General features: G+C 59.7%; 24 protein-coding genes and 1 tRNA gene. 1 reads left to right on the top strand and 24 read right to left on the bottom strand.

What is annotated here, in order from left to right; genetic code table 11:
- The first annotated feature begins 128 nt into the window (after nt 1-128).
- Entirely contained in the window at nt 129-824 is a 696-nt protein-coding gene (locus ACYPYQ_RS12400; RefSeq protein WP_459724173.1) for a hypothetical protein, read from the top strand.
- A gap of 32 nt (nt 825-856) precedes the next feature.
- On the opposite strand, the gene ACYPYQ_RS12395 is transcribed toward ACYPYQ_RS12400, so the two are convergent.
- The 24 genes from ACYPYQ_RS12395 to glyA all read right to left on the bottom strand — a co-directional run bounded on the left by ACYPYQ_RS12395 (nt 857) and on the right by glyA (nt 26,577).
- A complete protein-coding gene (locus ACYPYQ_RS12395) occupies nt 857-2,119 on the bottom strand; it encodes a tyrosine-type recombinase/integrase (RefSeq protein WP_459724172.1) in 1,263 nt (420 codons plus the stop codon).
- Nucleotides 2,120-2,338: 219 nt separating this feature from the next.
- A tRNA-Met gene (locus ACYPYQ_RS12390) sits at nt 2,339-2,415 on the bottom strand.
- Between the two features lie 76 nt (nt 2,416-2,491).
- Nucleotides 2,492-3,238, bottom strand: a complete 747-nt coding sequence (locus ACYPYQ_RS12385) for an SPOR domain-containing protein (RefSeq protein ID WP_459724171.1) — start codon at nt 3,236-3,238, stop codon at nt 2,492-2,494.
- A complete protein-coding gene (locus ACYPYQ_RS12380; protein WP_459724169.1) occupies nt 3,235-3,957 on the bottom strand; it encodes a type III pantothenate kinase in 723 nt (240 codons plus the stop codon). Before ACYPYQ_RS12380 ends, ACYPYQ_RS12385 begins: the two co-directional genes overlap by 4 nt.
- 1 nt (nt 3,958) lies before the next feature.
- Nucleotides 3,959-4,954: a biotin--[acetyl-CoA-carboxylase] ligase gene (locus tag ACYPYQ_RS12375; RefSeq protein WP_459724168.1), complete on the bottom strand. Its 996-nt coding sequence runs from the start codon at nt 4,952-4,954 to the stop codon at nt 3,959-3,961.
- Nucleotides 4,951-6,123 carry a patatin-like phospholipase family protein gene (locus ACYPYQ_RS12370; protein WP_459724166.1) on the bottom strand — a complete coding sequence of 391 codons (1,173 nt, stop codon included), beginning with the start codon at nt 6,121-6,123 and terminating at the stop codon, nt 4,951-4,953. The genes ACYPYQ_RS12375 and ACYPYQ_RS12370 overlap by 4 nt, the downstream gene beginning before the upstream one ends.
- A gap of 4 nt (nt 6,124-6,127) precedes the next feature.
- Nucleotides 6,128-6,364: a hypothetical protein gene (locus ACYPYQ_RS12365; RefSeq protein ID WP_459724165.1), complete on the bottom strand. Its 237-nt coding sequence runs from the start codon at nt 6,362-6,364 to the stop codon at nt 6,128-6,130.
- Complete coding sequence (locus ACYPYQ_RS12360) at nt 6,364-8,640, bottom strand: NADP-dependent malic enzyme (RefSeq protein WP_459724164.1); 2,277 nt, start codon at nt 8,638-8,640, stop codon at nt 6,364-6,366. Before ACYPYQ_RS12360 ends, ACYPYQ_RS12365 begins: the two co-directional genes overlap by 1 nt.
- A 51-nt stretch (nt 8,641-8,691) precedes the next feature.
- Complete coding sequence (mqo, locus tag ACYPYQ_RS12355) at nt 8,692-10,182, bottom strand: malate dehydrogenase (quinone) (RefSeq protein WP_459724163.1); 1,491 nt, start codon at nt 10,180-10,182, stop codon at nt 8,692-8,694.
- Between the two features lie 153 nt (nt 10,183-10,335).
- On the bottom strand, nt 10,336-11,172 hold the full coding sequence (locus tag ACYPYQ_RS12350; RefSeq protein WP_459724162.1) for a nucleotidyltransferase domain-containing protein: 837 nt from the start codon (nt 11,170-11,172) through the stop codon (nt 10,336-10,338).
- A 101-nt stretch (nt 11,173-11,273) separates the two neighbouring features.
- On the bottom strand, nt 11,274-11,396 hold the full coding sequence (locus ACYPYQ_RS12345) for a hypothetical protein (protein ID WP_459724161.1): 123 nt from the start codon (nt 11,394-11,396) through the stop codon (nt 11,274-11,276).
- A gap of 172 nt (nt 11,397-11,568) precedes the next feature.
- The gene (locus ACYPYQ_RS12340) at nt 11,569-12,228 is read right to left on the bottom strand and encodes a hypothetical protein (RefSeq protein ID WP_459724160.1); all 660 of its coding nucleotides are present in this window, start codon (nt 12,226-12,228) and stop codon (nt 11,569-11,571) included.
- A gap of 7 nt (nt 12,229-12,235) precedes the next feature.
- Nucleotides 12,236-15,154, bottom strand: a complete 2,919-nt coding sequence (locus ACYPYQ_RS12335) for a class I SAM-dependent DNA methyltransferase (protein ID WP_459724159.1) — start codon at nt 15,152-15,154, stop codon at nt 12,236-12,238.
- A 146-nt stretch (nt 15,155-15,300) separates the two neighbouring features.
- On the bottom strand, nt 15,301-19,038 hold the full coding sequence (gene hrpA, locus ACYPYQ_RS12330; RefSeq protein WP_459724158.1) for an ATP-dependent RNA helicase HrpA: 3,738 nt from the start codon (nt 19,036-19,038) through the stop codon (nt 15,301-15,303).
- The gene (locus tag ACYPYQ_RS12325) at nt 19,035-19,691 is read right to left on the bottom strand and encodes a thermonuclease family protein (protein ID WP_459724157.1); all 657 of its coding nucleotides are present in this window, start codon (nt 19,689-19,691) and stop codon (nt 19,035-19,037) included. The genes hrpA and ACYPYQ_RS12325 overlap by 4 nt, the downstream gene beginning before the upstream one ends.
- Nucleotides 19,688-20,194, bottom strand: a complete 507-nt coding sequence (locus ACYPYQ_RS12320) for a phosphatidylglycerophosphatase A family protein (protein ID WP_459724156.1) — start codon at nt 20,192-20,194, stop codon at nt 19,688-19,690. Before ACYPYQ_RS12320 ends, ACYPYQ_RS12325 begins: the two co-directional genes overlap by 4 nt.
- Nucleotides 20,178-21,137 (bottom strand): thiamine-phosphate kinase, encoded by a 960-nt coding sequence (gene thiL / locus ACYPYQ_RS12315; RefSeq protein ID WP_459724155.1) that lies wholly within the window; start codon nt 21,135-21,137, stop codon nt 20,178-20,180. Before thiL ends, ACYPYQ_RS12320 begins: the two co-directional genes overlap by 17 nt.
- Before the next feature lie 15 nt (nt 21,138-21,152).
- On the bottom strand, nt 21,153-21,599 hold the full coding sequence (gene nusB, locus ACYPYQ_RS12310) for a transcription antitermination factor NusB (protein ID WP_459724154.1): 447 nt from the start codon (nt 21,597-21,599) through the stop codon (nt 21,153-21,155).
- On the bottom strand, nt 21,596-22,048 hold the full coding sequence (ribH, locus tag ACYPYQ_RS12305; RefSeq protein ID WP_459724153.1) for a 6,7-dimethyl-8-ribityllumazine synthase: 453 nt from the start codon (nt 22,046-22,048) through the stop codon (nt 21,596-21,598). Before ribH ends, nusB begins: the two co-directional genes overlap by 4 nt.
- On the bottom strand, nt 22,045-23,148 hold the full coding sequence (gene ribBA, locus ACYPYQ_RS12300; protein ID WP_459724152.1) for a bifunctional 3,4-dihydroxy-2-butanone-4-phosphate synthase/GTP cyclohydrolase II: 1,104 nt from the start codon (nt 23,146-23,148) through the stop codon (nt 22,045-22,047). Before ribBA ends, ribH begins: the two co-directional genes overlap by 4 nt.
- Nucleotides 23,145-23,750, bottom strand: coding sequence for a riboflavin synthase (locus tag ACYPYQ_RS12295; protein WP_459724151.1), 606 nt, complete (start codon nt 23,748-23,750; stop codon nt 23,145-23,147). Before ACYPYQ_RS12295 ends, ribBA begins: the two co-directional genes overlap by 4 nt.
- Nucleotides 23,743-24,876: a bifunctional diaminohydroxyphosphoribosylaminopyrimidine deaminase/5-amino-6-(5-phosphoribosylamino)uracil reductase RibD gene (gene ribD, locus ACYPYQ_RS12290; RefSeq protein WP_459724149.1), complete on the bottom strand. Its 1,134-nt coding sequence runs from the start codon at nt 24,874-24,876 to the stop codon at nt 23,743-23,745. Before ribD ends, ACYPYQ_RS12295 begins: the two co-directional genes overlap by 8 nt.
- Complete coding sequence (gene nrdR, locus ACYPYQ_RS12285) at nt 24,833-25,309, bottom strand: transcriptional regulator NrdR (protein ID WP_459724148.1); 477 nt, start codon at nt 25,307-25,309, stop codon at nt 24,833-24,835. Before nrdR ends, ribD begins: the two co-directional genes overlap by 44 nt.
- A 20-nt stretch (nt 25,310-25,329) precedes the next feature.
- A complete protein-coding gene (gene glyA, locus ACYPYQ_RS12280; protein ID WP_459724147.1) occupies nt 25,330-26,577 on the bottom strand; it encodes a serine hydroxymethyltransferase in 1,248 nt (415 codons plus the stop codon).
- Between the last annotated feature and the right edge of the window lie 45 nt (nt 26,578-26,622).

Below are 26,622 nucleotides of genomic sequence, written 5' to 3'. Positions count from 1 at the left end.
TACGGTCATCATTTACAGTTTTGCCAGTAGCAACTTATGGTGTCTTTGCGTTAAAGTTTCATACGCATCAAATATGCGCCTATCCATTTGATGCATAAAAGTAAATTTACTTAATAGAATTTATATAAATGCCGATAAAAACAGACAATTCATCGAATTCAGCAGATGAGATGCATGAACCTGCATCGCAAAAAAGACGAGTGAACAGGCTGCTTAACGACCTTCGTGTCGCAAGAGAAAAATGGCTTAAGTCCGTACTAGAAAATTTAATTCTTACTCGCACCGCTTCTGGAAATCATTCCAGCCGCAACAAGAGATTTTTCTACGTCGCACGCGATGGCGATTGGTGGGAGAAAGTTAAGCTGGATATTTCTAAGTTTGAAAAGCGCATCAGGGAAAATGCGCCGAATACAAAATCAAGGCCTCATTCGCTTTGGGTACCAACTTATATTGAACACCCTAAACAAGTTTCTCTCCGTGCCTACACTGCAATTTCAACTCGAAGTTTGAGTCTTTCTCAGACAAGGGTATTTGCAAAAAAGCTTCAGCATAAGGAGCAGTTGCCGAATCATTTTGAATACAAAGCACGGTCTATCACCGGAAGAAATTTCAAGCTCAGGGTTTCTTACGGAAAAAATTATCGTGTTTGCAACGTAGGATTTTCAGAGTGGGTGGTTTGTATATGTCGGGATGAAAATTCTGTGCCCAAGTTGCGAAAGAGAAAAAACATATCACCGCTCATAAAATTGCACAGCAATGATTCCGTTTGCTCAACTGATACGGCTCAATTGATTCGTGTCAATTCAAAACTGAAAGAGGAATAACGGGTTGCATTAGCAAAATTCTCCGCAATCGACTATTTCCTCAACTGGAGGATCTGTGCACCGTCGCGTAATTTATCTAAATAATCTGACCATTCCTGCATCATCTTTTTGCGATCAGGCATATACATCAAATGCAAGTCACGCTTGTAAGCGGCTTTAATTTTATTGGCTTCATCATGCGCTAACTGACGCTCGATCCATTCCTGCTTATATCCCAAATTGTCTAATATCGTGCTTGCCAGCGCACGAAAGCCATGCGGCGTCATCTCGTCACCCGTCCAACCTAAGCGTCTCATTGCCGAACGCACTGCGTTATCAGACATTGGGCGATTTTTATCCCGCTCACTTGGGAAAACGAGTTTATTGCTCCCCGTGAGAGGCTGAATTTCTTTCAGTATTTGAATCGCCTGCTGACTTAATGGAACCATATGAGGGGCTTGCGTCCTTTTGCCTGTCTTGTGAGCAGTCGGTGGAATCGTAATCATCGCCTCATCAAAATCAATCCACTCCCATTCCAGCTTCCGAAGCTCGCCAGGTCTTAGGAATACTCGCGGGGAAAGGGCAAATGCAGCCCGAACAACATGAGTGCCGCTATAACCCTCTATGTCGCGAAGCAATGCTCCCACATCCTTGAGGTCTGTAACGGCCGCGAAGTGCTTATCCTTGCGGTAGGGTGGCAAAGCCCCCTTTAAATCGCCGGAAGGGTCCCTTTCAGCCAACCCAGAGGCTACGGCATATCTGAACACCCTGCCGCACTCAGAAAGCGCCCTATGCGCGGTCTCTAAGGCTCCACGAAACTCAATCTTTCGGATTACACTCAAAAGCTCTTGTGCAGTAATTTCTGCTATTGGTCGCTTCCCAAGCCAAGGGCAAATGTCATTTTCCAGTCGTCCGAGGATTTTGCTGGCATGATTTTCTTCCCACTTTAGGCTTTTACTGTGCTTCTCAAACCAGTCGCGAGCTACAGCCTCGAACCGGCTAGCTTCGTCTTGTACTTGCTCCTCTTTTTGCTCAACTAATGAGGCGCGAATTGCTAACTTCTCAGCGGAAGGGTCGATGTTATTGGCTAATTTCTTTTTGGCCTCAAATACCTTATCCCTCGCCTCTCTCAATGAAACAACTGGATACACCCCTATTGATAAGGTTTTAGCCTTGCCTGCAAACCTATATCTGAACCACCAAAGCTTGGCCCCAGTGGGGCGGACTATCAGCGAAAGGCTATCGCCGTCAGAAATTCCGTATTGTTTTTCTCTAGGTTGTGCAGATTGCACAGCCTTATCTGTTAGCTTTCCCATCATTAACTCCTTGTGAGTAATGAAAAATTCATATTACTCACACCATTGAAATTTAGCAAGAATTACTCACATCGTTACTCACATTAGCGTGAGATTTTGTGACATTTATTGAGATAAATTGAACACACATGAGACAACAGCAATACCGATAAAACCATTGCTGCCATTGGAATGGGCGAAGAAAAAGCCCCGACTGGCGGGGCTTATCTTTATTATATGTGGTGGTGATAGGTGGACTTGAACCACCGACCCCAGCATTATGAGTGCTGTGCTCTAACCAGCTGAGCTATATCACCGTCAAGTTTTCTTCGGCAGTAAAAATGTTACGTTGCCAAAAAGAGGGCGGCATTTTGCTGATTTAGTCGCGCCCTGTCAATTGCAGTCTGACATTTTCAGCTCGCTGTCCGGGAAATCTTTCAGAAAACCGCGCACTTTCGACTCGATCTCCGCTTCCGCCTCCGAGATCACGAACTGGGTGAACCTGAGCGTACTCTTGCGCTCCCCAACCTTGGCGGTGCGCACGCCCTGCTTGCGCAGGCTGGCCAGATAGTTCTCCGCTGCGCGCTCGGTGCGGAACACGCCCAGCGAGATGGCGCGCTGCCATTCCCCCGCTTCCTGCACGACGAAATAATCGTTCACACCGAGTTTCTTCAGCTGTCCGATCTTCTTCTGTACCTCGGCCTGGTTCTTCAGCGGCGACATATACACCCAGTATCCGCTCGCGTGCTCCACGCTGCGCGTCTGCAGCCGTGCGCCGAGGTTCAGCGCGGTCAGTCGCTGACGGGCGTCTGCGAGGCCGCTGCCGGAGAACTCGCCCCAGAACAGGCATTGTTCGATCTGTGGCGGGTTGGCCAACTCATCACTCAGACGCGGGGCGGGCGCGGGAACAGCCTCGACCACTTCCACCGCCGACACCACCGCAGACTCTGGCAATGTGGCCGCAGGTGAGGATTCCACGTTCACCGGGCTCGTCTCTTTCAGCAGCACGACCTTGTCCGCGTGCAACGGCGGCTGCGCTGCCAACACATCAGGATCGACGGTCAGCACCTCTCCCCAACGCATCCATGCAAACAACAGCACATTGGCCAGCAGCAACCCCCATACCCATTTCTTGTTCATGCTCCCTCTTCTCCCAAAATCTGCAATCCGCGCAACACCATGTATTCGTCATGCTCGCACGGTATGGACGGTCCCTGCATCACCTTGCCCGCCGCACCGCCGCTGATCAGACAGCGCACACTGCCCTCGCGTTGTTGCAGCAATCCGAACTGATGCAGGATCGCGCCCTGCGTCGCCCGCACCGCGCCGCTCGACATGGCGGCTGCGGTGTCACGGGGAAAGTCCTGCAAGTCACCCTCTTGGGCGGTCAGCAGCGCCGTGTTGGCGCTCAGACTGTCCAGCATCAGCGACAATCCTGGCAATATCAGCCCCCCCAGGAACTCGCCTTGCGCCGAGAGCGCATCGACCGTGGTCGCCGTCCCGCAATTGACGACCAGCCAGGCACCGGGGGCGCGATGACGCGCCGCGATCAGCGCTGCCCATCGATCACTGCCGAGTCTTTGCGGTTCGCGATAACCGTTGCGCACACCGCAGCGCTCCGCCTCGGCCAGGATGAACGTCAGTTCACCCTGCAATGCCGCAAGATATTCTCGCAAGCTGGCCCCGGCCGCCTCGCCCGCCACATTGGACACCAGTATGCGGGAACCCGCCGGTAGCCCCCCCACCAGCTCCGGTAGCCGTGCCAGGTCGCGATTCTCCAGCACGCCCTGGCGCAGCCAGGCACCGTTCTGCACCAGCGTCCATTTGCAGCGACTGTTCCCGACATCCAGCAACAGCATCCTATCTCCCCCTCAGACTGACTTCGCCGGAATGGAATTCACGCACGCCCTCCGCCGTTCGCACGCGCAATGCCCCTTCATCCGTCACGCCCAGCGCGATACCCTGGATGCGTTTCCCATCCGGCATCAGCATCTCGACCGGCCGGTCGGCATGCATATGTGCACTTTCCCATTCCTTGTGCAACGCAGTGAAACCGTGCGCGGAGAACTCGCGCAGCACGGACACCAGATGCTTGAGCAAAATGGCGAAAACCCGGTTGCGCTGGCCTGGAGGCACCCCGCATGCCGACAGATCCCCCACCGCCTGCCCGATCCTGTCTGCATCCGCTGGTGCCACCAGATTCAATCCGATGCCGATCACCACCGTGCTGGGACCCAGCATATCGCCCTGCGCTTCCAGCAGGATACCGGCCAGTTTGCCCGACGGCAGCATCACATCGTTCGGCCACTTCAGGCCCGCGTCCCTGACGCCCAGTTCGCGCAAGCCGCGCATCATGGCGACACCCACCGCCAGACTCAGCCCCGACAGCGCCGCCAACCCGCATTCGAAACGCCATAGCAACGAGAAGGTGAGCGCCTCGCCCAGTCCGGCATGCCAGGTGCGCCCCAGTCGTCCGCGTCCGGCGCTCTGCCATTCCACCGCCAGCACGCGGCCGCTGGCTGCGCCTTGCGCCGCAGCTTGCAGCAACAAGGCATTGCTTGAGGTCGCGTGTTCGAGGATCTCGATATCCAGGACGCTACGCGCATCCCCGGCTTCGGCCAGTATCCGCTCCTTGTCCAGCCAGCACAGCGGATGGGCCAGACGATAGCCGCGCCCGCGTACGCTATGCAGCAAGACACCGTATTGCGCCACATCCTGCAACGCGTTGTGCACGCTGGCACGAGACATCCCCAACCGCCCCGCCATGTCCTCGCCGGAATGGAATTCCCCGTCCGCCAGCAAGCGCAGCAAAGTGAAGGTCAGCGACTTGTGGGAATGTGGCGCGGCGTTGATCATTGCGCCAGATCATGACAGGGCGGTTCACCGCCTTGCTGCAGGAACGCGATGATCTCCTCGCGGCGCTTGAGCGCATCTTGGTAGCCCAGTTCGATCAGCGCACGGCAGTAATGCTTGTCGAACAGCAGATAGCTGACCAGATTCGCGCCGCTGCCACGCATCACGCCTGCCAGACGCAGCAGCAAGCGGATGGTCCAGGGCAGGTTATGGATGTAGCGCTCGGCGATCTTTTCCAGCGGCTGGCTGGGCGAGATCACCAGCGCTTCCACATGGCGCAGGTCGAGGGTGTGATGCAACTCTTCGGGAACAGCGTCCAGGGTCCTGTTGATACGTTGCAGGCGCTCCAGATCGACCTCCAGCCCGTCGATGAAGATGCTGTCCAGTGCATGGCCGGCGATCTCCGCCAGCGCGGGATAGTGCTCGATCTTGGGACGCTTCTCGTCATCCGTGATCGCGCTGTGGCCGACACCTACCACCAGCACACGCTCGGCCCCCAGATGCAGCGCGGAACTGATCGGTGCGATCTGGCGCATCGAACCGTCGCCGAAGAACTCACGGTTCACATGCACGGCCGGGAACATGAAAGGGATGGCGGAAGACGCCATCAGGTGCTGGATATCGAGCTGGGTCGGCACTCCGACACGCCGGGTACGCTTCCACGGCTCGATATCCGGTGCCCCCTGATAGAACGTCACCGAATGGCCGGAACCATAGCCCGAAGCGGTGACACTCACCGCATGCACCAGCCCGTCGTCGATATGCCGCTGGATAAGATCGCACGGCAAAGCCCGCTCCAGGAAAGTGCGCAGCGGGCTGTTGTCCAGCAACGACACGCGATTGAGCCAGTTGCTGCCCAGCACGCTCAGCAACAGACCGAACACCCAGCGCAGACTGTTGTTCAGAACCCCGAGCACATCCGCGCGGTAGATGTCGGTCACCTGGGCATTGTTCCAGATGTTCAGCAGGTAGCGCACCCCCTTGCGGAAATGGCGCGCGTTCACCGCCAGCGTGATGGCGTTGAGCGCGCCCGCCGAAGTGCCGCTGATCACTTTGAAGGGCACCCGCGCCCGGTATGGCAGGAATTCGGCAACGGCCTTCAGCACGCCGACCTGGTAGGCCGCGCGAGCGCCGCCGCCGGTGAGGATCAGCCCGATCGTCTCCTTTTGCATGGATTCAAGCCGCCGAATGCGCCTTAACGGATTCCAGTGCGTCCTGCAAAGTCTCCTCGGGAAGCGCGTTGAGCATCTCGGATAGCACTTCGGCAGCATCTACCGCCTGCGGCTGCAAGCGCATCGCATCCGCATTCGCCACCAGCACCGCCGCCGCGCCCACCACGCGCAACAGACGGGTACGTTCGGCCATCAACAATTCGACCTCTTTGCTCAGCAGTTCAACTTCCTGTTTGTCCATCATTCACTCCTGGTTTTCACGCCGGCGACAGCCAGCGCACTCATGTTCACGATACGGCGCGTGGTCGCAGTCGCCGTGAGGATATGTGCGGATTTGTCAGCACCCAACAAGATGCTGCCGATGGTGATGCCGTCGCCCGCAGTCATCTTGAGCAGATTGTAGGCGATATTGGCCGCATCCAGATTGGGCATCACCAGCAGATTGGCCTGTCCCTTCAGTTTCGCCTCGGGGAACAGCTGCGCGCGTATCTTTTCCGACAGGGCCGTATCGCCGTGCATCTCGCCCTCCACCTCCAGTTCCGGTGCCAACTTCGCCAGCAAGGTGCGCGTGTGCGCCATCTTGCGCGCCGAGGCATCGTCGTGGCTGCCGAAATTGGAATGCGAAAGCAGCGCCACCCTGGGCGTCAGTCCGAAGTAACTCACCTCTTCCGCCGCCAGCATGGTCAACTCCGCCAGTTGCTCGGCGGTCGGATCCAGGTTCACGTGCGTATCGCAGATGAACAGCGTGTGCTTGGGCAACAGCAGGATGTTCATCGCGCCATACACGCTGCTGCCGGGGCGATGGCCGATCACCTCGTCGATGAAACGCAGATGGTAGAGCGGCTGGTCCACCGTGCCGCACAGCATGGCATCCGCCGCCCCCATATGCACCAGCATGGCGGCGATCAGCGTGCTGCGCCGGTGCATCTCGCGCTTGGCGACCTCGGGCGTCACACCGTCGCGCGCGCGCAGACGGTGGTATTCCGTCCAGTATTCGCGGTAGCGCGGATCGTCGTTCGGATCGACCAGCTCGAAATCCTGTCCGGCGCGGATGCGCAACCCCAGCCGCTCGATGCGCGCGGCGATCACGTCCGGCCTGCCGACCAGTATCGGCTGTGCCAGCCCCTCGTCCACCACGGTCTGCACCGCATGCAGCACGCGCTCGTCCTCGCCTTCGGCATATGCCAGGCGATGCCTGGTCTTCTTCGCCAGATCGAACACCGGCTTCATCAACAGGGTCGAGTGATAGACGAACCCCGACAGATGTTCGATATAGGCGCGCATATCCGCGATGGGGCGCGTCGCCACGCCGCTTTCCATCGCGGCCTGTGCCACCGCCGGTGCTACCTTGTAGATCAGGCGCGGATCGAACGGCTTGGGGATCAGGTAGTGCTCGCCGAAACTCAGACTCTCGTCGCCGTACACCGCCGCCACCTCGTCCGACTGCTCGGCCCGTGCCAGTTCGGCGATGGCATGCACGGCGGCGAGTTTCATCGCCTCGTTGATGGCCGTCGCACCCACATCCAGCGCACCGCGAAAGATGTAAGGGAAGCACAGCACGTTGTTGACCTGGTTCGGATAGTCGGAACGTCCGGTCGCCAGGATGGCGTCAGGCCTTGCCTCAAGCGCTTGCTCAGGCAATATCTCAGGGCGCGGGTTCGCCAGCGCGAAGATCAGCGGCTTGTCCGCCATCTGTTTGACCATCTCCGGCTTGAGCACACCCCCCGCCGACAGCCCGAGGAACACATCCGCCCCGGCGATGACTTCGGCCAGTTTGCGCTGCGGGATGTCGCGCGCATAACGTGCCTTGTTGTCGTCCATCTCCTCGATGCGCCCCTGATACACCACGCCCTTGATATCGGTGACGATGATGTTCTCCATCTTCACGCCCAGGCTGACCAGCATGTCCAGACAGGCCAGCGCCGCCGCACCCGCGCCGCTCGCCACCAGCTTCACCTCCTCGATCTTCTTGCCCACCACCGCCAGGCCGTTCAGCAGCGCTGCGCCGACGATGATGGCCGTGCCGTGCTGGTCGTCGTGGAATACCGGGATGTGCATGCGCTCGCGCAACTTGCGCTCGATGTAGAAACACTCGGGCGCCTTGATGTCTTCCAGATTGATGCCGCCGAAGGTGGGTTCCAGCGCGGCGATGATGTCGACCAGCTTGTCCGGGTCGTTCTCGGCGATCTCGATGTCGAACACATCGATACCGGCGAACTTCTTGAACAGCACTCCCTTGCCTTCCATCACCGGCTTGGATGCCAGCGGGCCGATGTTGCCCAACCCCAGCACCGCCGTGCCGTTGCTGATGACGGCGACCAGATTGCCGCGTGCGGTGAGGTTGCGTACTTCTGCGGGGTCGCGCACGATCTCTTCGCAGGCCGCCGCCACACCGGGCGAATAGGCCAGCGCCAGATCGCGCGCCGTATGCAAGGGCTTGCTGGCTTGCACGGTGATCTTGCCCGCCGGAGACTGGCGATGGTATTTCAATGCGGCTTCGCGTATCTGCTCATCCATACTGACCTCGCTATTCAGGCACCTCACCGGGGGCGTCCCGCCCCCGCCGTACTAACCCATGCGCTCCAGCCGCAAAGTCTCCAGCGTGCGCTTGCGCACTGCATGCAGCAGCGGCACATCGTCATCCAGCGAAACACCATAGGACGGGATCATCTCGCGCATCTTGCATTGCCATTCTGCGCTCTTCATGCGCGCTTTGAAACAACGCTCGATCACTTCGATCATGGCCTGCACCGAGGTCGAGGCACCGGGCGAAGCCCCCAACAAGGTGGCCAGCGTGCCGTCCTTGGCCGTCACGATCTCGGTGCCGAACTCCAGCCTGCCGCCCTTCTTGTCGCAATCCTTGATGATCTGCACGCGCTGCCCGGCCGAGGCCAGCTCCCAGCCGTTCTCGCGCGCATTACCGAAGAAATCGCGTAGCGCTCCGACACGGTCTTTGTGCGACTTCATCGCCTCGCCGATCAGGTAGCGCATCAGCGGCAGGTTGTCGCGCGCCACCGACAGCATGGGTTTGAAGTTGCCCGACTTGAGCGAACCGAACAGGTCAAAGATCGAACCTTCCTTGAGGAACTTGGTGGTGATGCTGGCGAACGGCCCGAACAGCAACACCGATTCACCGCCCAGGATGCGCGCATCCAGATGCGGCACCGACATCGGCGGCGCGCCCACCGCCGCCTTGCCGTACACCTTGGTCGTATGCTGGCGCACGATCTTCGGATCGTGGCAGATCAGCCACTGGCCGCTGACCGGGAAACCGCCGTAGCCCCTGGCCTCGGGGATGCCGGATTTCTGCAACAGCGGTAGCGCGCCGCCGCCCGCGCCAAGGAACACGAAACCCGCCTCGATGGTGCGCGTCTTGTCGTCGTGCGTATCCTTCACGCGCACATGCCAGCGCCCGTCGTCTTGCTGCTTGAGACCGGTGATGGTGTTGTTCAGCTTCAGCTCGAAGTTGGGCAGCTTGAGCAGCGCCTTCACCAGCTTGCGCGTGAGGAAGCCGAAATCCACATCGGTTCCATGCTTCACCTGCGTCGCCGCCACCGGCTCCTTGTCGTCGCGCCCCTGCATCACCAGCGGCATCCACTCGCGCAGCACCGCCGGATCGTCGCTGAACTCCATCTCCTCGAACAAGTGGTGCGTGTGCAGCGCTGCATAGCGCTTGCGCAGGAATTCGACATCCGCCTTGCCGCGCACGAAACTCTGGTGATACACGGGATTGATGAACTTCTCCGGCGTCGGCAACAAACCCTGGTCGACCAGATAAGACCAGAACTGCAACGACACCTCGTATGCCGCATTGATCTCCAGCGCGCGCCTGATGCTGACGCTGCCGTCCGCCTGCTGCGGCGTGTAGTTCAGCTCGCAATAGCCGGCGTGCCCGGTGCCCGCGTTGTTCAGTCCGTGCGAACTCTCGTTCGCCACCTTGGACAAGCGCTCCACCATCATGATCTTGAGCGAAGGATCGAGCTGCGCCAGCAACTTGCCCAGCGTTGCGCTCATCACCCCCGCCCCGACCAGCAACACATCCACTTTCTTGTTCGACATCTTCAGACTTTCCAGCACCGTTACCCGGCGCACATTCTACCCGTTCAGCACTACGAACATCACTCTGACTATACTTGCAGCACAAGGGAAAGCACGCCCCGCTCTTGCTACAGGAGAGGGCCGGTGTGAGAGGCTAGGCAGCCCCGCAATATTTCAAAAATAAGCCGGACGCGCCAGATCACGCGACCTTGGCGGATCGAACTCGATATCGCCTGCGTCCATCGTATCCATCAGCACACGCCTGAAACAACGATTCATCTCATCGAGCAAGTCTGCAGAAACAGGCCGTTTCGGCATCGCTGAGGCCACTGACTCCAGCCGTGCGATCTCCCGCACCAGAAATTCGTGGACGGCAGGCATGCGCGGCCCGTTTTCAAGTTCTGCTGCCGACCTTTTCAGTTCGATCAAATGCGCAATGGCAGCCTTCAACTCAGCTTCATCCACCACACCTTCGACCAGCTCATCGAACACCATAGGCACCACTCCCAGGCCGCGCTCGATCCACAAACAAGCCAGCACCGGTCGCAGCACATAAAAATACTTCTTCAGCCACACCGTCTCACCTTGCAGATATTCGCGGAAGTTGCCCTTCGCCATGTGCAGATAGTGATGCAGGCAGGCTGTCGGCTGGTAGAAATCGCGAGCCAGTGCGCGCAACGCGGAAACAGATGCCTCATCCTCCCGATACACAATGGGCGAAGACAGCCACTCCAGCAGCACCGGGTTCGACTTCTTCATCAAACGCAGCGCCTTGCGCAAATCCCAGCCGTTCACATCCAGCAGATCATCGATGGGCAACTCGATCACATCGCGTCCCTCCTCCACCGACAGATACCAGTCGCGCGGATGGCAGTAGATGAAGCGCACATCCCAATCGCTATCCGCCGAAGCGAAGCCCCAGCCGCGACTGCCGGATTCGCAGGCGTAAAGGATGCGGACGTTATGATCGGATTCGATACCGTCCAATGCTTGCTGTATCGCAGATTCCATAACCCCTCCAAATGGAACGCCTCCACTGTAGGGCGTCAATAAGCGAAGCGCATTGCGCCGTATGGCTGAAAACATCCGGCGCATTACGCGCTTAATGCGCCCTACCACCAGCGCACTGCCCTAACAAAATAAATCAGCAAAACACCCGCAACCAGCAACTGCAATACCGGGTTGTAAGTCAGCAGTTCCAGCGCCCTGTAGAACCACTCGTTCATCATCAACATCACACCACCTCATCAATTATTGGAGTGGTGAAAGTCTCCGCATTTCATCAGGACAAAAACAGGCCGGATTATGTCTTAATCTCAATCCGCGTAAGGTGGCCCTTGTAGGGCGTCAATATGCGAAGCGCATTGCGCCGTATAGAAAACCTGAAAACAACCGGCGCTCTGACAATCAACCTCTGTTGGCAATGTGTTTTATGATAACTGCTGGCTTACCCATTTCCAGCAATAGTGGCGTAATTGCATTCGCCATCTTTCCTAAAAACTCAATAAATTGCCCCGAGACTGCCATAAGCCATAGGCTGTCAATCTTTCGCATGATTTCAAGTTGCCTCAGTGAATCATGATCTCGATGAGCTGCAACGAAATTCCTAATCTCAGCAATCTGAGTGTGATTTTCTTTCCGAATGCAGCTCAATATTTTCAACACTTCAGAAATCCTCTGAAGGTAATCATCGCCATTAGGCAAAGAAGCTGCCACATTACGAAATGAGCCACCAAACACCTTTGGTATATCGTCCAGCGCTTCGTGCATAAGTAAGCAAAGCTGACGTGCATATAAATTTTGCTTCCGCTCATCCGCTTCGGCTGCATGGTCATATGCCAACACCGCCAAATCATAGTGAAGTAATAGTAGAAATGACATCGAGTTGTAAAGCGTTAAGTATTTCGCAAGTTCAAGTTCATTGGCCTGATACCACTGCCTTTCAATAACCGGGAGGATTTCCTCGATATGAGCAATCGCTTTAGCCGTATTCTTTCGAAAACGTCTAGCAGGAAAAAACCAAATAGCTTTCTTGATAAACCTCGCAATGCTCTGCTTTACTGACATGCGGCACCTAACGCTGCAGATTCAACGCCAGCAACCGCCGCAAAATCTCCTCATCAGCCATCTCCGCCGTGTAGTCGTTCCAGCCGTAGGCCTTGGCGACTGCGGCGTCCAGCGTCTTGTGCGCGTTGTCCAGCCAGGCGGGGCGGGCGTTGTAGAGGTTGGTGAGGGTGCGTTTCTTGAGGTCGGCCTCGTGGCCGGGCTTGGCGACGGGGCGCGCGGGGAAACCGGCTTTCTCTTCCTCGGGTGTGCACACCCAGTCTTTCCATTCGGGCGGGTTGAGCCAGTTGTTACGGAGTTCGTTCAGCTTCTGTACAGCGAGGACGATGTCGGCAACAGCGGCATTTGCGTAATCGGATGGAGCGAGATTGGGTGTCAAGCCTTCAGGAAATGGGAATGTCTCAAAGGTAGTGGTTGGGGTATAGCGAGGATCGTTCCCTACTCCCATCCAAGTACACATACGCAATGCCCACAGTTCATGCATCCGAGAATGAAGGACACCGAATGTCACTTCGTCAGCACGAGCGATGGCTAAAGTTGCCTGATCTGGCAATACAGCTGAATCCAAAAATACGAAAAGTCGATGTTTAGAAACTGCAGGGGTAGCAATAAAACGCTTAAGTGGCTCAAGAGCGGTACGCATCTCCACTCGTGGCCGTGCGTGTCGCCACCAGTTACGTGCTACCACTCGATCTCGATTATTTTCACTAACCGGTTTGACGTGCTCAACTACATAAGCAAATGGCGCTTCAAACAACGCAGCGTCTTGCTCGCTCATTTTCGTACCGAAATCCACGATCCATGTATCCGATGGCCGACGAGTTATATTCATTGCGTTGCACAGCGGCCGCACGACCTCGCTGTTCGGTTTGCCGTTCGGGTTTGGCAACCTTAGCCATTGCCGCGCAAGCTCGCCGTCAATATCAAATGGGGCTTTCTTCGAAGCTCCCATGAAGCAGACACCCATATTTTCCTGTAGTGATTTAGCCCGAGTTAAATCGTTGTAGTTACCGACAAACTCTCTAAAAGGACTATTAACGGAGCTGTTTACAGTCCATTCGATTACACCTGTCAAATCAGCGTGAATGATGTTTACATCCCGTCCATTCAAACGCAAACAATACCTTGATTTCTTGTTTTCAAAGCACACGAGCGAGACTCGCACCGCTGCTCCTTCATTGATCCATTCTTCGTCGCCCCAAGCATCGAATATCTGTGCCGTTTCCAGGACCCTATCCAACACCTTGCGATTCGCACCACCTCGTATCGAATTTGTTGTGACCAATCCAGCTCGCTGGCACTTGCCGGCTTCGATTTGCGCCCGCGCTTTCTCGAACCAGTAGGTGACAAGGTCTGCCCCACCCGGCACACGGCCTTCGTAGAGCTTGCGTAGGCTGTCGGTGTATTGATTGCCCAGTTCGCCGCGCATCTTTGAACCACCCAGGAAGGGCGGGTTGCCGACGATGGCATCGACAGTAGGCCAACCGGCTTCGATCACAGCATCCGGCGAAGGCGGCGCATCCAGCGGCATCGCCATCTCCATCAGCGCGTCGCGGTTCTCGATATGGTTGAGAGGTTGCAGGATGGGATCGCGGCGGATGGGGTAGCCGTTCTTGAGCATCCACTGTATCTCGCCGATCCACACGGTGACGCGCGCAAGTTCGGCGGCATACACGTTGAGTTCGATGCCATGGATGTTGGCGGGCGAGACTTCGATGCTGACCTGACGATGCAGGCCGAGTTGTTCGGCTTCGAGGTTGGCTTTGTGTTCCAGGTCTTTCAGCGCGCGCAGGGCGAGGTAGAGAAAGTTGCCGCTGCCGCAGGCAGGGTCGAGCACCTTGAAGTTCTTGAGCCGTTCCAGATAGGTGTAGAAAACAGCCTGCGCTTCGCGCTCTGCTTTGTCGTTGTGCTTCTTGCTTTTGGCGAGATGCTTTTCTATCTGCACCTTAGCCGCATTCCATTCCTGCGTGAGCGGTTCGACGATGACGGGATCGATGATGCGCAGGATGGAGCGCTGGTCGGTGTAATGCGCGCCGAGCTGGCTGCGTTTCTTCGGGTCAAGGCCGCGCTCGAACAGCGTGCCGAAGATGGAAGGCTCGATACCGCTCCAGTCGAGGCGCGAGGCTTCGATCAGGGTCTGTATCTCCTGTGCTTCCAACGGCAGCGCTTCGACCTGCTCGAACAGTCCACCGTTGAAATATGCGATGTCTTCCAGCGCGAAGTCGCCACCTTTACGCATGGCGCGGAACAGTTCTTCGAAGCGGCTGGAGAGTTTGGCCGGGTCGGTTTGGCTCTTGTCGAGCAGGCGCTCGAACAGCTTGCCGGGCAGCAGGCCAGCGTCTTCGGCGAACAGGCAGAACAGGCATTGGTTGAGGAAGTGCGCCACGGCCTGCGGTGCATGACCGCGCGCATTCAGAGATTGCGCGAGGTCGGAGAACTTGCCCGCCGCTTCTTCGGTGATCTGCGAGATGGTGCGCTTGGGGTGGAACTTGTCGGGGTCGGTGAACAGCCAGCGCAGCTTGTCGAGGTTGGCGGGTTCGCTGATGTCCTGCAGCGCGATGGTGTGCACTTCGCTGGGCGCGTTGGTGAAGTGGGTGTGTATCTGGATGATCTGCGTGTCACACACCACCAGCAGCGGCGGATTGTCCAGCGCCAGCGCGTAAGTCATCAGTTGCTTGAGCGCGGCATCGAGATTGCGGTCCGGCGCTTTGTATTCGATGGCGAAGTGGCCGCGCTTCCACACGTCCGCCCAGCCATGCTTGCTGCCGGTCTTGCTGACACCGCGTTCGTAACAGTAGTTATCCGCACTGGCTGGGGTGGGTGTCTCGGCACCAACCAGCGCGCACAAGTCGGCGAAATGCGCCTGATAACTCTGTCGTTCGTTGAGTGTGCTGCCTTGCCACTTCGCTATGAATTCGCGCGGGGTCATTGTTCGCTTCCGGGTAAAGTTGCCGAATCTTGCTGGAAAACATCGCACTGAACAAGCACGCAGAATATATAGATATTCGTCTCCGGCTACGTTTCAGTTTTCCCTTTCTCCCACCCCTCCCCCGTTTGGAGAGGGAGTAAAACCGATCAGAGACTTTCGAGTATCTTCTGCAGCCGCTTGGCCGACACGATCACCGGCGTCTTCAGCTCCTGTGCGAACAGCGACACGCGCAGTTCCTGCATCATCCAGCCGAAGTCTTCCAGTCGCTCGTCGCGCGTGCCTTGCTGCGCCTGCAGGCGGCGCTGCCATTGCTGCTGCAGCGGCAACAACTGGGCGAGATTGGTGGCGTCGCGTGGCGGGTTGCTGCGCAGCTTTTCCAGCCGCACGTTGATGGCTTTCAGGTAGCGCGGCATGTGTTGCATGCGCTCATAGGGCGTGCGGGCGATCCAGTCTTTGCCGAGCAAGCCGTCGAGTTGCTGGCGGATGTCCTGCGTGGCCTGACCATGCGCCTTGAAGCCAGGCAATGCTTTTTGCACTGCCTGATGTTCGGTCAGCACCGTGCCAACCAGCCGCGCGATCTCCTGACCGACCAGATTGAGGCGCGACTTGGCATCCTTGCAGCGTGCATTGAATGACTTTTCGCTGTCCGGCAGCGGGTCGTTCAGGCAGCAGCGGTCGAAGGTGACGCTGAGTATCTGTTGCTGTAATTCCTGCTGGCTACCGAAGGGCAGGAACAACATCGCCATCTTCTGCAGGTCGGGCAGGTTCTTCTCGAGGAACTTCACCTGCTCCTTAAGCGCCAGCATGAACAGGCGGCGCAGACCGGCGCGATGCACAGCCTGCGCTTCGTCTGCAGTATCGAAGGCTTGCAGCGTCACCGCATCGCCTTCGTCATGTAATGCATTGAACACCGTTACCTGTTGGCCGGCGCGGGGGACTTTTGAGGTCTCGGCGAAGTCGCCGAAAGTCCATGCCGTGTAGCGCTCCTTGCTGGTAGCAACCACGGCCTGCGCCTGCTTCACCGGCGCGCTGGCGATCTGCGCCGTCTTGGGAGCCCACTCACCGCGCAGCTGCATGAAATTGCGCCCCATGCCCAACTGCCTCCCGTGTTCGTCGATCACGCGGAAGTTCATCAGCAGGTGGGGCGGCAGTTGCTCCAGCCGGAAGGCATCCAGCGGAACATCGACCTGCTTCTGTTCCCGCAAGTATCTGGCGATGGCCTGCAGCAGCGGCGTGTCGGACGACTTCACCTCTGCGCAGAATGAGGCGGCGAACTCCGGTACCGGCACGCAATGGCGGCGCAATCGCTGCGGCAGGGATTTCACCAGTTGCGCCACCTTCTCCGCCAGGATGCCCGGCACCAGCCATTCGCAGCGCGCGGGTTGCACCTGATTGATGAGCGCCTGCGGCACGGTCAGCGTGACGCCGTCGTCGTTCTTGCCCGGAGCGAAGTTGTAGGCCAGCGCGTAGCTGACGTTGTTCATCTGCAACTGCGGCGGGAATTGCTCGGTGGTGATGCCGGCCGCCTCGTGCCGCATCAGGTCGTCCTTTTTCAGGAACAGCAATTTAGGATGCTCGCGCTCGGCTTCCTTGCGCCACTTCTCGAAATCCGCCCCGTTGTGCATGCCGGCCGGGATCCGCGCATCATAGAAGGCATAGATGAGCTCGTCGTCCACCAGCACGTCGGGGCGGCGAGATTTGTGTTCCAGCGCCTCGATGTCGGCGATGAGCTTCTGGTTGTGCACAAAGAACGGCGCCTGCGTGTTGAACTCGCCTTCCACCAGCGCAGTGCGGATGAACACGGCGCGCGACTCTTCCGGGTTCATCGGGCCGTAGTGCACGCGCTTCTTGGGGTTGATGAGCAGGCCGAACAGTGTGCTGCGTTCCCACGCCGCCACCTGTGCAGCTTTTTTCTCCCAGTGTGGATCGAAGTAGCTGCGCTTCAGCAGATGCGCGCCGACCTCCTCCAGCCATTCCGGTTCGATACGTGCCACGCAGCGCGCATACAGGCGCGTGGTCTCCATCAGCTCCGCCGCCAGCACCCACTTCGCACCCTTCTTCGCCAGCACCGAGTTGGGCGCGATGAAGAACTTCGTCTCGCGCGCTCCCAGGTAGTGCGGCTCGTTCACCGCGCGCGTGCCGACGTTTCCGATCAGGCCGGTGAGCAGCGCCTTGTGGATCTGCTCGTAGCTGGCGGGCTGCTCGTTGAAGCGCATGTTCATCTCTGCCATCTGCGCATGCAGTTGCTGGTGCAGCTCGTGCCATTCACGCAGGCGCAGCGGCGACAGGAAATGACTGCGACATTCGTTCGCCCAAGACTTGTTGCTCTTCTTGTGCTGCACGCCCTTCTTGAACCAGTCCCACAACTTGAGATAGGCGAGGAAATCCGAGCGCTCGTCGTTGAAGCGCTGGTGCGCCGCATCGGCCGCCTCGCGCCGTTCCGCCGGCCGGTCGCGTGGGTCCTGCAGCGACAAGGCACTGGCGATGATGACGATCTCGGTCAGACACTGGTATTGCTTGCCCGCCAGCAGCAGGCGCGCGATCTTGGGATCGAGCGGCAGTCTGGCCAGTTCGTGGCCGAGCTTGGTCAACTGCCGTTGCTCGTCGATGGCGTTCAGTTCATGCAACAACTGGTAACCGTCGGTGATGGCGCGCGAACCGGGCGGTTCGATGAAGGGGAACTCCGCCACATCGCCCAGCCCCAGCGCGCTCATGCGCAGGATCACGGTCGCCAATGAAACGCGGAATATCTCCGGGTCGGAGAACTCGGGTCGTTGCGCGAACTCTTCTTCGTCATACAGGCGGATGCAGATGCCGCTCATCACACGACCGCATCGGCCGGCACGCTGGTTGGCGGCCGAGCGGGCGATCTTCTCGATATGCAACTGCTCCACCTTCTGGCGGATGCTGTAACGGTTGATGCGCGCCACGCCGGTGTCGATCACGTAGCCGATGTTGGGCACGGTGAGCGAGGTCTCTGCCACGTTGGTGGCCAGCACCACGCGGCGCTGGTTGCCGACCTTGAACACGCGATCCTGCTCGGCCGTGGACAGGCGCGAGAACAGCGGCAAGATCTCGATGCCTTTGTGCTGGTGCTTGCGCAAGGCCTCGGCCGCTTCGCGTATCTCGCGCTCGCCGGGCAGGAACACCAGCACGTCGCCGCGCAGGCCGCCGATGGAAAGTTCATCGAGTGCGGAACAGATCGCCTGCGGCACATCCTGCATCTCGCCCTCTTCATCCTGCTGCGGTGGACGGTAGCGTATCTCGACCGGGTAGGTGCGGCCGGAGACCTGCAACACCGGCGCACCCGAGAAATGTCTGGAGAAACGCTCAGCATCCAGCGTGGCCGAGGTGATAATGAGCTTGAGGTCTGGCCGTCTTGGCAACAGTTGCTTGAAGTAACCAAGCAGGAAGTCGATGTTCAGAGAACGCTCATGCGCTTCATCGATGATCAGCGTGTCGTAATGTTTGAGCAGCGGGTCGCTGTGGATCTCGGCCAGCAGGATGCCGTCGGTCATCAGCTTGATTGCGGAATCCGGTGATACCTGATCGTTGAAGCGCACCTTGTAACCGACCAGTCCGCCGAGTTCGCTCTTCAGTTCCTGCGCGATGCGCGCCGCCACAGAACGTGCCGCCACTCTTCTGGGTTGCGTGTGGCCGATGACGCCCTGCACACCGCGCCCGATGCTCAAACATAACTTGGGCAACTGCGTGGTCTTGCCGGAGCCGGTCTCGCCGCACACGATGATGACCTGATGTTTTTCGATGGCCTGCGCCAGTTCCTCGCGCCGCGCCACCACCGGCAGGTCGGCCGGATATTCGATGGCGGTGAGCTGCTGGATGCGCGCGAGGCGGCGCTGGGCGATGGCGGACAGTGGTTTCATGGCTGCTCCACACACAACTTCGGACACGGGATGCCGTCACCGTCCGCATCCAGTGATGTCTCGCCGCAACGTGTCAGGTAGAAGTGCGCTTCGTCACAGGCACGCATCTGCGCACAGCGTCGCTTCTTGCCGCAGGCCAGATCATAGGGCTCGAAGACCGCCGGGGGCTGCGCTGTCGCATGCTGCCGGTAGTAGGCAGGATGTTGCTTGCGCCACTCCCAAGGTTCCTGCGGACTGGTTTGCGCCCACAAGCCACGCTTTGCCTGCTGCGCTTCGTGTTGCAATGCGATGAACACCTTGTCTGTGTGATGGAAGGAATATTCCCAGGCCATGCCCTGACGCACTTGTTCCTGATTCAGATTGATCCCGTCAAGTGTGAGCGTGGCGATGCTGCGCCCGTACTGGTCGGTGGCGCGACGCTCCACCTGCACCACCTTTTTGTGTACGCGGGACTTCAGATAGTCGCGTGATTGACGGCCAAACGGCTGCGCTTTTTCGGGCGCGTCAATATCCGCCAGACGTAGCTTGATCTTCTGCTGGCCGTGCAGCGCCAGCACGGTGTCGCCGTCGATCACGGCGATCACATACGCATCGAACGTCTCGGCTTGTGCCGCCCAGCTCAGGCAACACAATAGAACGCCCCACCACCTCATATCAGGATGCTTTTGATGATCGCCAGACAGAACAGCGCGTAGCCCGCTGCCAGCAGGTCGTCGAACATCACACCGAGACCGCCATGCCAGTGGCTGTCGAAATGGCGGATGGGCTGCGGTTTGACGATATCGAAGAAACGGAACAGCGAGAACGCCAGCAACTGCCAGATCAGACCGTCCGGCGTGAAGAACAGCACCAGCAGGAAGGCCACCACCTCGTCCCACACGATACCGCCGTAATCGGCATCGCCCAGCGCCTTGCCGGTGATGTCGCACACCCACACGCCGATGGCGAACATCCAGATCAGCACGAACAGGAACATTGCATCGGACAGGCGCGGCGACAGATACCAGAAGAACGGGAAGGCGAGCAAGGTGCCGGCGGTGCCGGGCGAGCGCGGCACCAGCCCCAGCCCCAGCCCGAATGAAAGCATGTGCGCGGGATGGCTGAGCAGGAAGCGCCAGCTCGGCTTGACCTTCAATACCTCATGCGAAGTGGTCATACCCCTCCTTTTCGACCTTCATCACACTGCCATCTGCAGCGCGCAATTTGCAACCCTGCCCGGAGACGATCTTGCCGACACGTGTCAGCGGCAGGTGCAAAGGGGCGGCCAAGGCCATGATCTGTTCGCGCCGCGCAAGTGGTGCGGTGAAACACAGTTCGTAGTCGTCGCCGCCGGAGAGCACGCAATCCTGCGCCAGCACGGCCATCTCCTCGCCTGAGGCAGTGAGAAAAGGGCATTTTGGCAAGCGGTCGTAGCGGAGTTCGGCGGCGACCCCGGAACTGTCGAGGATGTGTTTCAGATCGGCCAGCAGTCCGTCCGATATGTCGATGGCACTGTGCGCAAAATCGCGTAGCGCCAGCCCCAGTGCCACACGAGGTTGCGGCTGCTGCAAGGCGGCGAGACAAGTCTGGCGTTCGCTCTCCGGTAGCTGCACCCGATCCTGCAACTGCGCCAACCCCAGCGCGGCCTCGCCCAGCACACCCGACACCCAGATGTCGTCGCCGACCTGCGCGCCGGAACGTCGCAGAGCCTGCCCCTGCGGTACTTCGCCCATGATGGTCACGCACAGGTTGAGTGGTCCGCGCGTGGTGTCGCCGCCCACCAATTCGACGCCGTGCGCGTTGGCCAGCGCAAAGAACCCCTCGCTGAATGCCTGCAGCCAGTCGTCGTGCGCCTGCGGCAACGACAGCGACAGCGTCGCCCAGCGCGGCTGCGCACCCATCGCCGCAAGGTCGGACAGGTTCACCGCCAGCGTCTTGTGGCCCAGCTGCCGGGGATCGGTATCGAGATAGAAATGCGTGCCGCCGACCAGCATGTCGGTGGACACTGCCAGCTCCATGCCCGGGCTGACGGCCAACAGCGCCGCATCGTCGCCCACACCCAGGATCGTGTTCGGGGTGGGGCGCGTGAAATACTGCCGGATGAGATCGAATTCCGACATCAGGGCGGCGCGCTTTTACTTGGCCGCGACTTCGACGGCACGCGCCTGCGCGGCCAGCTTGTCCAGCACGCCGTTGACGAACTTGTGCCCGTCGCTGCCGCCGAAGGTCTTGGCCAGCTCGACGGCTTCGTTGATGACCACGCGGTAGGGCACTTCCGGCTGATGGAACAGCTCGTAAGCGCCGAGCAACAGCACCGAATATTCGACCGGACTCAACTCGTCCAGCGCGCGATCGAGCTGGGGGGCGATCTGTGCATCCAGCGCCTCATGCTGCGCGATGGCCCCGCGCAGCAGCAGCTGGTACAGCTCGCTGTCGTAACGGCCGAGACTCTTGTCGTCGCCCGTGCTGCGGCCGATCTGCGTCGCGCTGCTGCCGGAGATCTTCCATTCGTAGATGCCCTGCAAGGCCAGTTCGCGTGCGCGGTGACGCGGACTGACGGCGGTTTTCTTCGCTTCCGTCATGCCAGTTCCCGTGCCAGATTGACCATCTCGATGGCGACCAGTGCGGCTTCCGCACCTTTCACGCTCATGCGCACTTCGGCCTGCTCGTCGGTGTCGGTGGTGAGGATGGCGTTGGCGATGGGGATGCCGGTCGCCAGTTGCACCTCGCCCACGCCGCGCGCGGATTCGTTGGACACGATCTCGAAATGGAAGGTATCTCCGCGGATCACAGCGCCCAGCGCGATCAGTGCGTCGTAGTCGTGGCTCTCGGCCATCTGCCACAGCACCAGCGGGATCTCCAGCGCGCCCGGCACGGTGGCCAGCACGATGTCCTCGTCCTTCACACCGCTCTTGAGCAGTTGCGCATGACAGGCCGCCAGCAAACCGTCGCACACGACATCATTGAAGCGGCTCTGCACGATGCCGATGCGCATCCCGGTGCCGTCCAGATTCTTTTTTATCTCTCTCATTTCGCTTCCTTGGAAGAACAATAACCCACTATCTCCAGGCCGAAGCCCGCCATGCTCGGCATCTTGCGTGCCGTGCCGATCAGACACATCTTGCCCACGCCGATGTCGCGCAGGATCTGCGCGCCGATGCCGTAACTCTTGGGATCCCACTTGCTCGCCGGATGCTCGGCATGGTTCTCCAGCGCGCGGTGCAGCAGCGTCTGCGAGGTCTCGTCCTGGTGCATCAGCACCAGCACTCCGCTGGAAGCCTGACTGATCTTCTTCAACGCCTCGTGCACGCTGGTGCTCTTCTCGTAGCTGGCCTGCTCCATGAAGTCCATCACCGACAATGGTTCATGCACGCGCACCAGCGTTTCGAACTCCGGCTGGATATCGCCCTTGGCCAGCGCCAGATGCGTGCGCTGCGTGCTCTTGTCGGTGTAGGCATACAGCTCGAATTCGCCGTAGGCGGTCTGCACCGTGCGTTTGCCCGCGCGCTGCACCAGCGTCTCGTTGTGCGCACGGTATTCGATCAGGTCGGCGATGGTGCCGATCTTCAGGCCGTGCTGCTTGGCGAACGGGATCAGGTCGGGCAGACGCGCCATTTCGCCGTCTTCCTTCAAAATCTCGCAGATCACCGATGCCGGTGTCAGTCCGGCCAGTTGCGCCAGATCGCAGCCCGCTTCGGTGTGACCGGCGCGCACCAGCACGCCACCGTCGCGCGCCATCAGCGGGAAGATGTGGCCCGGCTGCACGATGTCGTCCGGCTTGGCATGCTTGTTCGCTGCGGCGAGGATGGTGCGTGCACGGTCGGCAGCCGAGATGCCGGTGGTGACACCGGTCGCCGCTTCGATGCTGAGCGTGAAGTTGGTCGCCAGCGGCAGGCCGTTCTCGCGCACCATCAGCGGCAGATCCAGTTGCTTGCAATGCTGCTGCGTCAGCGTCAGGCAGATCAGGCCGCGCCCGTGCTTGGCCATGAAGTTGACCATCTCCGGCGTGGCGAACTCGGCGGCGAACACCAGATCGCCCTCGTTCTCGCGATCCTCCTCGTCCACCAGCACGACCATGCGGCCGGCGCGTATCTCTTCGATGATCTCGTGGATCGGTGCAACATCTGTCATGTGTTCTGTTCTTTCTCTGCCTGCATCATACGTTCCACATAGCGCGCGATCAGGTCGATCTCCAGATTCACGCGCTTACCTTTTTCCAGCTCGTTCAATGTCGTCACTTCCAGCGTGTGCGGGATCAGGTTCACCTCGAACTCGTGGCCCGAGACATGGTTCACTGTCAGACTCACCCCGTTGATGGTGATCGAGCCTTTCACCGCGATGTATTTGGACAGCGCCTGCGGCGCGCGCACCACCAGACGCCAGCTCTCGCCGATGTCGTTGAACGCCACCACCTCGCCCACGCCGTCCACATGACCGCTGACCAGGTGGCCACCGATGCGATCGGACAGGCGCATCGCTTTTTCCAGATTGACGTGCGCACCCTGCTGCTCCAGACCGGTGGTGCAATCCAGCGTCTCGCGCGAGACATCAACGGTGAAATCGTTGCCGTCGATCCCGACCACGGTCAGACACACGCCGTTCACCGCGATACTGTCGCCCAGAGCCACATCGTCCATCCCCAGCAGCTCGGTCGCCACGGTCAGGCGCAGGCCGCCTTCGCGATCCGCGACCTTCTTGATCATGCCGGCGTCAGCCACAATCCCACTAAACATGTTTCACCTCCGCTGTGATTCGTAGATCCTCCCCCACCCGACGCACATCGCGCCAGGCCAGCTCCACGCGTTGTTCCAGCCGCAGCAGTTCGCCCAGGTCCGCCATGCCGCGTGCGGCATCGCCCAACATTTGCGGTGCCAGATACAGCAGCAGTTCATCCACCAGTCCTGCCTGCAGCAATGCGCCGTTCAACTCGCGTCCAGCCTCCACCAACACTTCATTGATGCCGCGTCGTGCCAGTTCATGCAGCACGGCTGCCAGATCGACCCGCCCTGCCGCATCGGCCAGCAGCAACACTTCCGCCCCTTGCCGTTCCAATGCGGCGCGCTTGCCCACATCCCGTGACGCGGTACAGACCAGCACATTACCGCTTTGCAACATGCGCGCCGCTGGCGGCATGCGCAGCGTGCTGTCCAGCACCACGCGCAACGGTTGCCGTTCCGTATCGATACGCACGTTCAACTGCGGATCGTCCGCCAGTACCGTGCCGATCCCGGTCAGCACCGCACAGGAACGCGCCCGCCAATGCTGCACATCCTGTCTTGCCGCCGCACCGGTGATCCACTGGCTCGTACCGTTCGCCAGCGCGGTGCGCCCGTCCAGACTGGCCGCGATCTTGCTGCGCAGCCAGGGGGTGCCGCGCGTCATGCGCGAGACGAAACCGATGTTCAGTTCGCGCGCCGCCGCTTCCATCAACCCGTTTTCGACTGCGACACCGGCTGCACGCAGACGGGCGATGCCTTGCCCGGCCACTTGCGGATTGGGGTCCTGCATGGCACACACCACGCGCACCACACCGGCTGCGATCAGTGCATCCGCACAGGGCGGTGTACGCCCGTGGTGGCTGCACGGTTCGAGCGTGACATAGGCCGTTGCGCCGCGCGCTTCAGTCCCGGCTGCGCGCAAGGCATGCACTTCGGCATGCGGCTCGCCGGCGCGTCTGTGCCAACCCTCGCCGACGATCCCGTCGCCCTTGACCAGCACGCAGCCGACGCGCGGATTGGGCGTGGTCGTGTCCAGCCCCTGCGCCGCCAGTTGCAGCGCCCGCGCCATCCAGCGGCTGTCGGTCGCCTGCATCACTTCAGTCGGTCTTGCGCCGACGTTGCGAGGGTTTGCGCATGGCATCCACCGCATCGGTGAAGTCATCCACATCCTGGAAACTCTTGTACACCGAGGCGAAACGGATGTAGGCCACCTTGTCCAGCTTGAGCAGCTCCTTCATCACCAGCTCGCCGATCTGGCGCGACGGGATCTCGCGCTCGCCGAAGGCGAATATCTTCTGCGTGACATGCTCGATCGCAGCTTCCACCAGATCGGTCGGCACCGGCCGCTTGTGCAAGGCCCGTGTGAAACTGTTACGCAGGCGTTCATCATCGAACTCGCTACGCATGCCGTTCTGCTTCACCACCTGCGGCATGCGCAGCTCCACCATCTCGTGCGTGGTGAAACGCTTGTCGCACGACAGGCAGCGGCGACGGCGGCGGATGCTGTCGCCCTCCTCGCTCAAGCGCGTGTCGACGACCTGCGTCTCGGGGTGTTTGCAGAACGGGCATTTCATCGTTTACCCGCCTACCCGGTTTACGCGCCGTAGACCGGAAAAGCCGCAGTCAGCTTCTTCACTTCGCCCGCCACGCGCGCGATCACCGCTTCGTCGTTGGGCGCATCCAGCACGTCGGCGATCAGGTTGGCCAGCTTCTCGGCTTCCAGTTCCTTGAAGCCGCGCGTGGTCATCGCCGGCGAACCGATGCGGATGCCGGAAGTGACGAACGGTTTTTCCGGATCGTTGGGGATGGCGTTCTTGTTGACGGTGATGTGCGCCTTGCCCAGTGCTTCTTCGGCGGCCTTGCCGGTCAGCTGCTTGGCGCGCAGGTCGACCAGGAACACATGGCTGTCGGTGCGGCCGGACACGATGCGCACGCCGCGCTCGGTCAGCACCTTGGCCATCACGCGCGCGTTGTCGATCACCTGCTTCTGGTATTCCTTGAATTCCTTGCTCGCGGCTTCCTTGAACGCCACCGCCTTCGCGGCGATCACGTGCATCAGCGGGCCACCCTGCAGTTGCGGGAAGATCGCCGAGTTCAGCGCCTTCTCGTGTTCCGCCTTGGCCAGGATCAGGCCACCGCGCGGACCGCGCAGCGTCTTGTGGGTGGTAGTGGTGACGAAGTCTGCGATGCCGACCGGGCTGGGATAGCAACCGGCCGCGATCAGGCCCGCGTAGTGCGCCATGTCCACGAACAGGTAGGCGCCGACGGAATCGGCGATCTGGCGGAAACGCTTCCAGTCGATGACCAGCGCATAGGCGGAGGCGCCGGCCACGATCATCTTGGGCTTGTGCTCGTTGGCCAGGCGCTGCACTTCGTCGTAGTCGATCTCTTCCTTGTCGTTCAGGCCGTACTGCACGGCGTTGTACAGTTTGCCGCTGATGTTCACCGTCGCGCCGTGGGTCAGGTGGCCGCCGTGCGCCAGACTCATGCCGAGGATGGTGTCGCCGGGCTTGAGCACCGAGACATACACACCCTGGTTGGCCTGCGAGCCGGAGTGCGGCTGCACGTTGGCATACTCGGCGCCGAACAGCGCCTTGGCACGGTCGATCGCCAGTTGCTCGGCGATGTCCACGTACTCGCAGCCGCCGTAATAGCGCTTGGCCGGATAGCCTTCGGCGTACTTGTTGGTTAGCTGACTGCCCTGCGCTTCCATCACCGCCGGGCTGGTGTAGTTTTCCGACGCGATCAGCTCGATGTGCTCTTCCTGACGGGCGGTTTCTTTCTGGATCGCATCCCACAGATCGGGATCGACGACGGCGAGGGTGTTTTTGCGCGAGAACATGGATAGCCTTCCAAAATTAAGGGAGTTTGAGAAAGGCGCGCATTT

The organism is Sideroxyarcus sp. TK5, assembly GCF_054601595.1.
The sequence above is the reverse complement of the archived record's forward strand: the minus strand, read 5'-3'. Positions and strand labels throughout refer to the sequence as shown.

What these genes read in the sequence shown, in the direction of transcription:
- nusB (WP_459724154.1), bottom strand. Translation starts at nt 21,599, where the DNA reads ATGACGGAAGCGAAGAAAACCGCCGTCAGTCCGCGTCACCGCGCACGC.
- ACYPYQ_RS12380 (WP_459724169.1), bottom strand. Translation starts at nt 3,957, where the DNA reads ATGCTGTTGCTGGATGTCGGGAACAGTCGCTGCAAATGGACGCTGGTG.
- ACYPYQ_RS12350 (WP_459724162.1), bottom strand. Translation starts at nt 11,172, where the DNA reads ATGGAATCTGCGATACAGCAAGCATTGGACGGTATCGAATCCGATCAT.
- ACYPYQ_RS12345 (WP_459724161.1), bottom strand. Translation starts at nt 11,396, where the DNA reads ATGTTGATGATGAACGAGTGGTTCTACAGGGCGCTGGAACTGCTGACT.
- nrdR (WP_459724148.1), bottom strand. Translation starts at nt 25,309, where the DNA reads ATGAAATGCCCGTTCTGCAAACACCCCGAGACGCAGGTCGTCGACACG.
- thiL (WP_459724155.1), bottom strand. Translation starts at nt 21,137, where the DNA reads ATGTCGGAATTCGATCTCATCCGGCAGTATTTCACGCGCCCCACCCCG.
- ACYPYQ_RS12325 (WP_459724157.1), bottom strand. Translation starts at nt 19,691, where the DNA reads ATGAGGTGGTGGGGCGTTCTATTGTGTTGCCTGAGCTGGGCGGCACAA.
- ACYPYQ_RS12365 (WP_459724165.1), bottom strand. Translation starts at nt 6,364, where the DNA reads ATGGACAAACAGGAAGTTGAACTGCTGAGCAAAGAGGTCGAATTGTTG.
- ACYPYQ_RS12295 (WP_459724151.1), bottom strand. Translation starts at nt 23,750, where the DNA reads ATGTTTAGTGGGATTGTGGCTGACGCCGGCATGATCAAGAAGGTCGCG.
- ACYPYQ_RS12370 (WP_459724166.1), bottom strand. Translation starts at nt 6,123, where the DNA reads ATGCAAAAGGAGACGATCGGGCTGATCCTCACCGGCGGCGGCGCTCGC.
- ACYPYQ_RS12400 (WP_459724173.1), top strand. Translation starts at nt 129, where the DNA reads ATGCCGATAAAAACAGACAATTCATCGAATTCAGCAGATGAGATGCAT.
- ACYPYQ_RS12385 (WP_459724171.1), bottom strand. Translation starts at nt 3,238, where the DNA reads ATGAACAAGAAATGGGTATGGGGGTTGCTGCTGGCCAATGTGCTGTTG.
- ACYPYQ_RS12375 (WP_459724168.1), bottom strand. Translation starts at nt 4,954, where the DNA reads ATGATCAACGCCGCGCCACATTCCCACAAGTCGCTGACCTTCACTTTG.
- glyA (WP_459724147.1), bottom strand. Translation starts at nt 26,577, where the DNA reads ATGTTCTCGCGCAAAAACACCCTCGCCGTCGTCGATCCCGATCTGTGG.
- hrpA (WP_459724158.1), bottom strand. Translation starts at nt 19,038, where the DNA reads ATGAAACCACTGTCCGCCATCGCCCAGCGCCGCCTCGCGCGCATCCAG.
- ACYPYQ_RS12395 (WP_459724172.1), bottom strand. Translation starts at nt 2,119, where the DNA reads ATGGGAAAGCTAACAGATAAGGCTGTGCAATCTGCACAACCTAGAGAA.
- ribH (WP_459724153.1), bottom strand. Translation starts at nt 22,048, where the DNA reads ATGAGAGAGATAAAAAAGAATCTGGACGGCACCGGGATGCGCATCGGC.
- ACYPYQ_RS12340 (WP_459724160.1), bottom strand. Translation starts at nt 12,228, where the DNA reads ATGTCAGTAAAGCAGAGCATTGCGAGGTTTATCAAGAAAGCTATTTGG.
- ribBA (WP_459724152.1), bottom strand. Translation starts at nt 23,148, where the DNA reads ATGACAGATGTTGCACCGATCCACGAGATCATCGAAGAGATACGCGCC.
- mqo (WP_459724163.1), bottom strand. Translation starts at nt 10,182, where the DNA reads ATGTCGAACAAGAAAGTGGATGTGTTGCTGGTCGGGGCGGGGGTGATG.
- ACYPYQ_RS12320 (WP_459724156.1), bottom strand. Translation starts at nt 20,194, where the DNA reads ATGACCACTTCGCATGAGGTATTGAAGGTCAAGCCGAGCTGGCGCTTC.
- ACYPYQ_RS12335 (WP_459724159.1), bottom strand. Translation starts at nt 15,154, where the DNA reads ATGACCCCGCGCGAATTCATAGCGAAGTGGCAAGGCAGCACACTCAAC.
- ACYPYQ_RS12360 (WP_459724164.1), bottom strand. Translation starts at nt 8,640, where the DNA reads ATGGATGAGCAGATACGCGAAGCCGCATTGAAATACCATCGCCAGTCT.
- ribD (WP_459724149.1), bottom strand. Translation starts at nt 24,876, where the DNA reads ATGCCATGCGCAAACCCTCGCAACGTCGGCGCAAGACCGACTGAAGTG.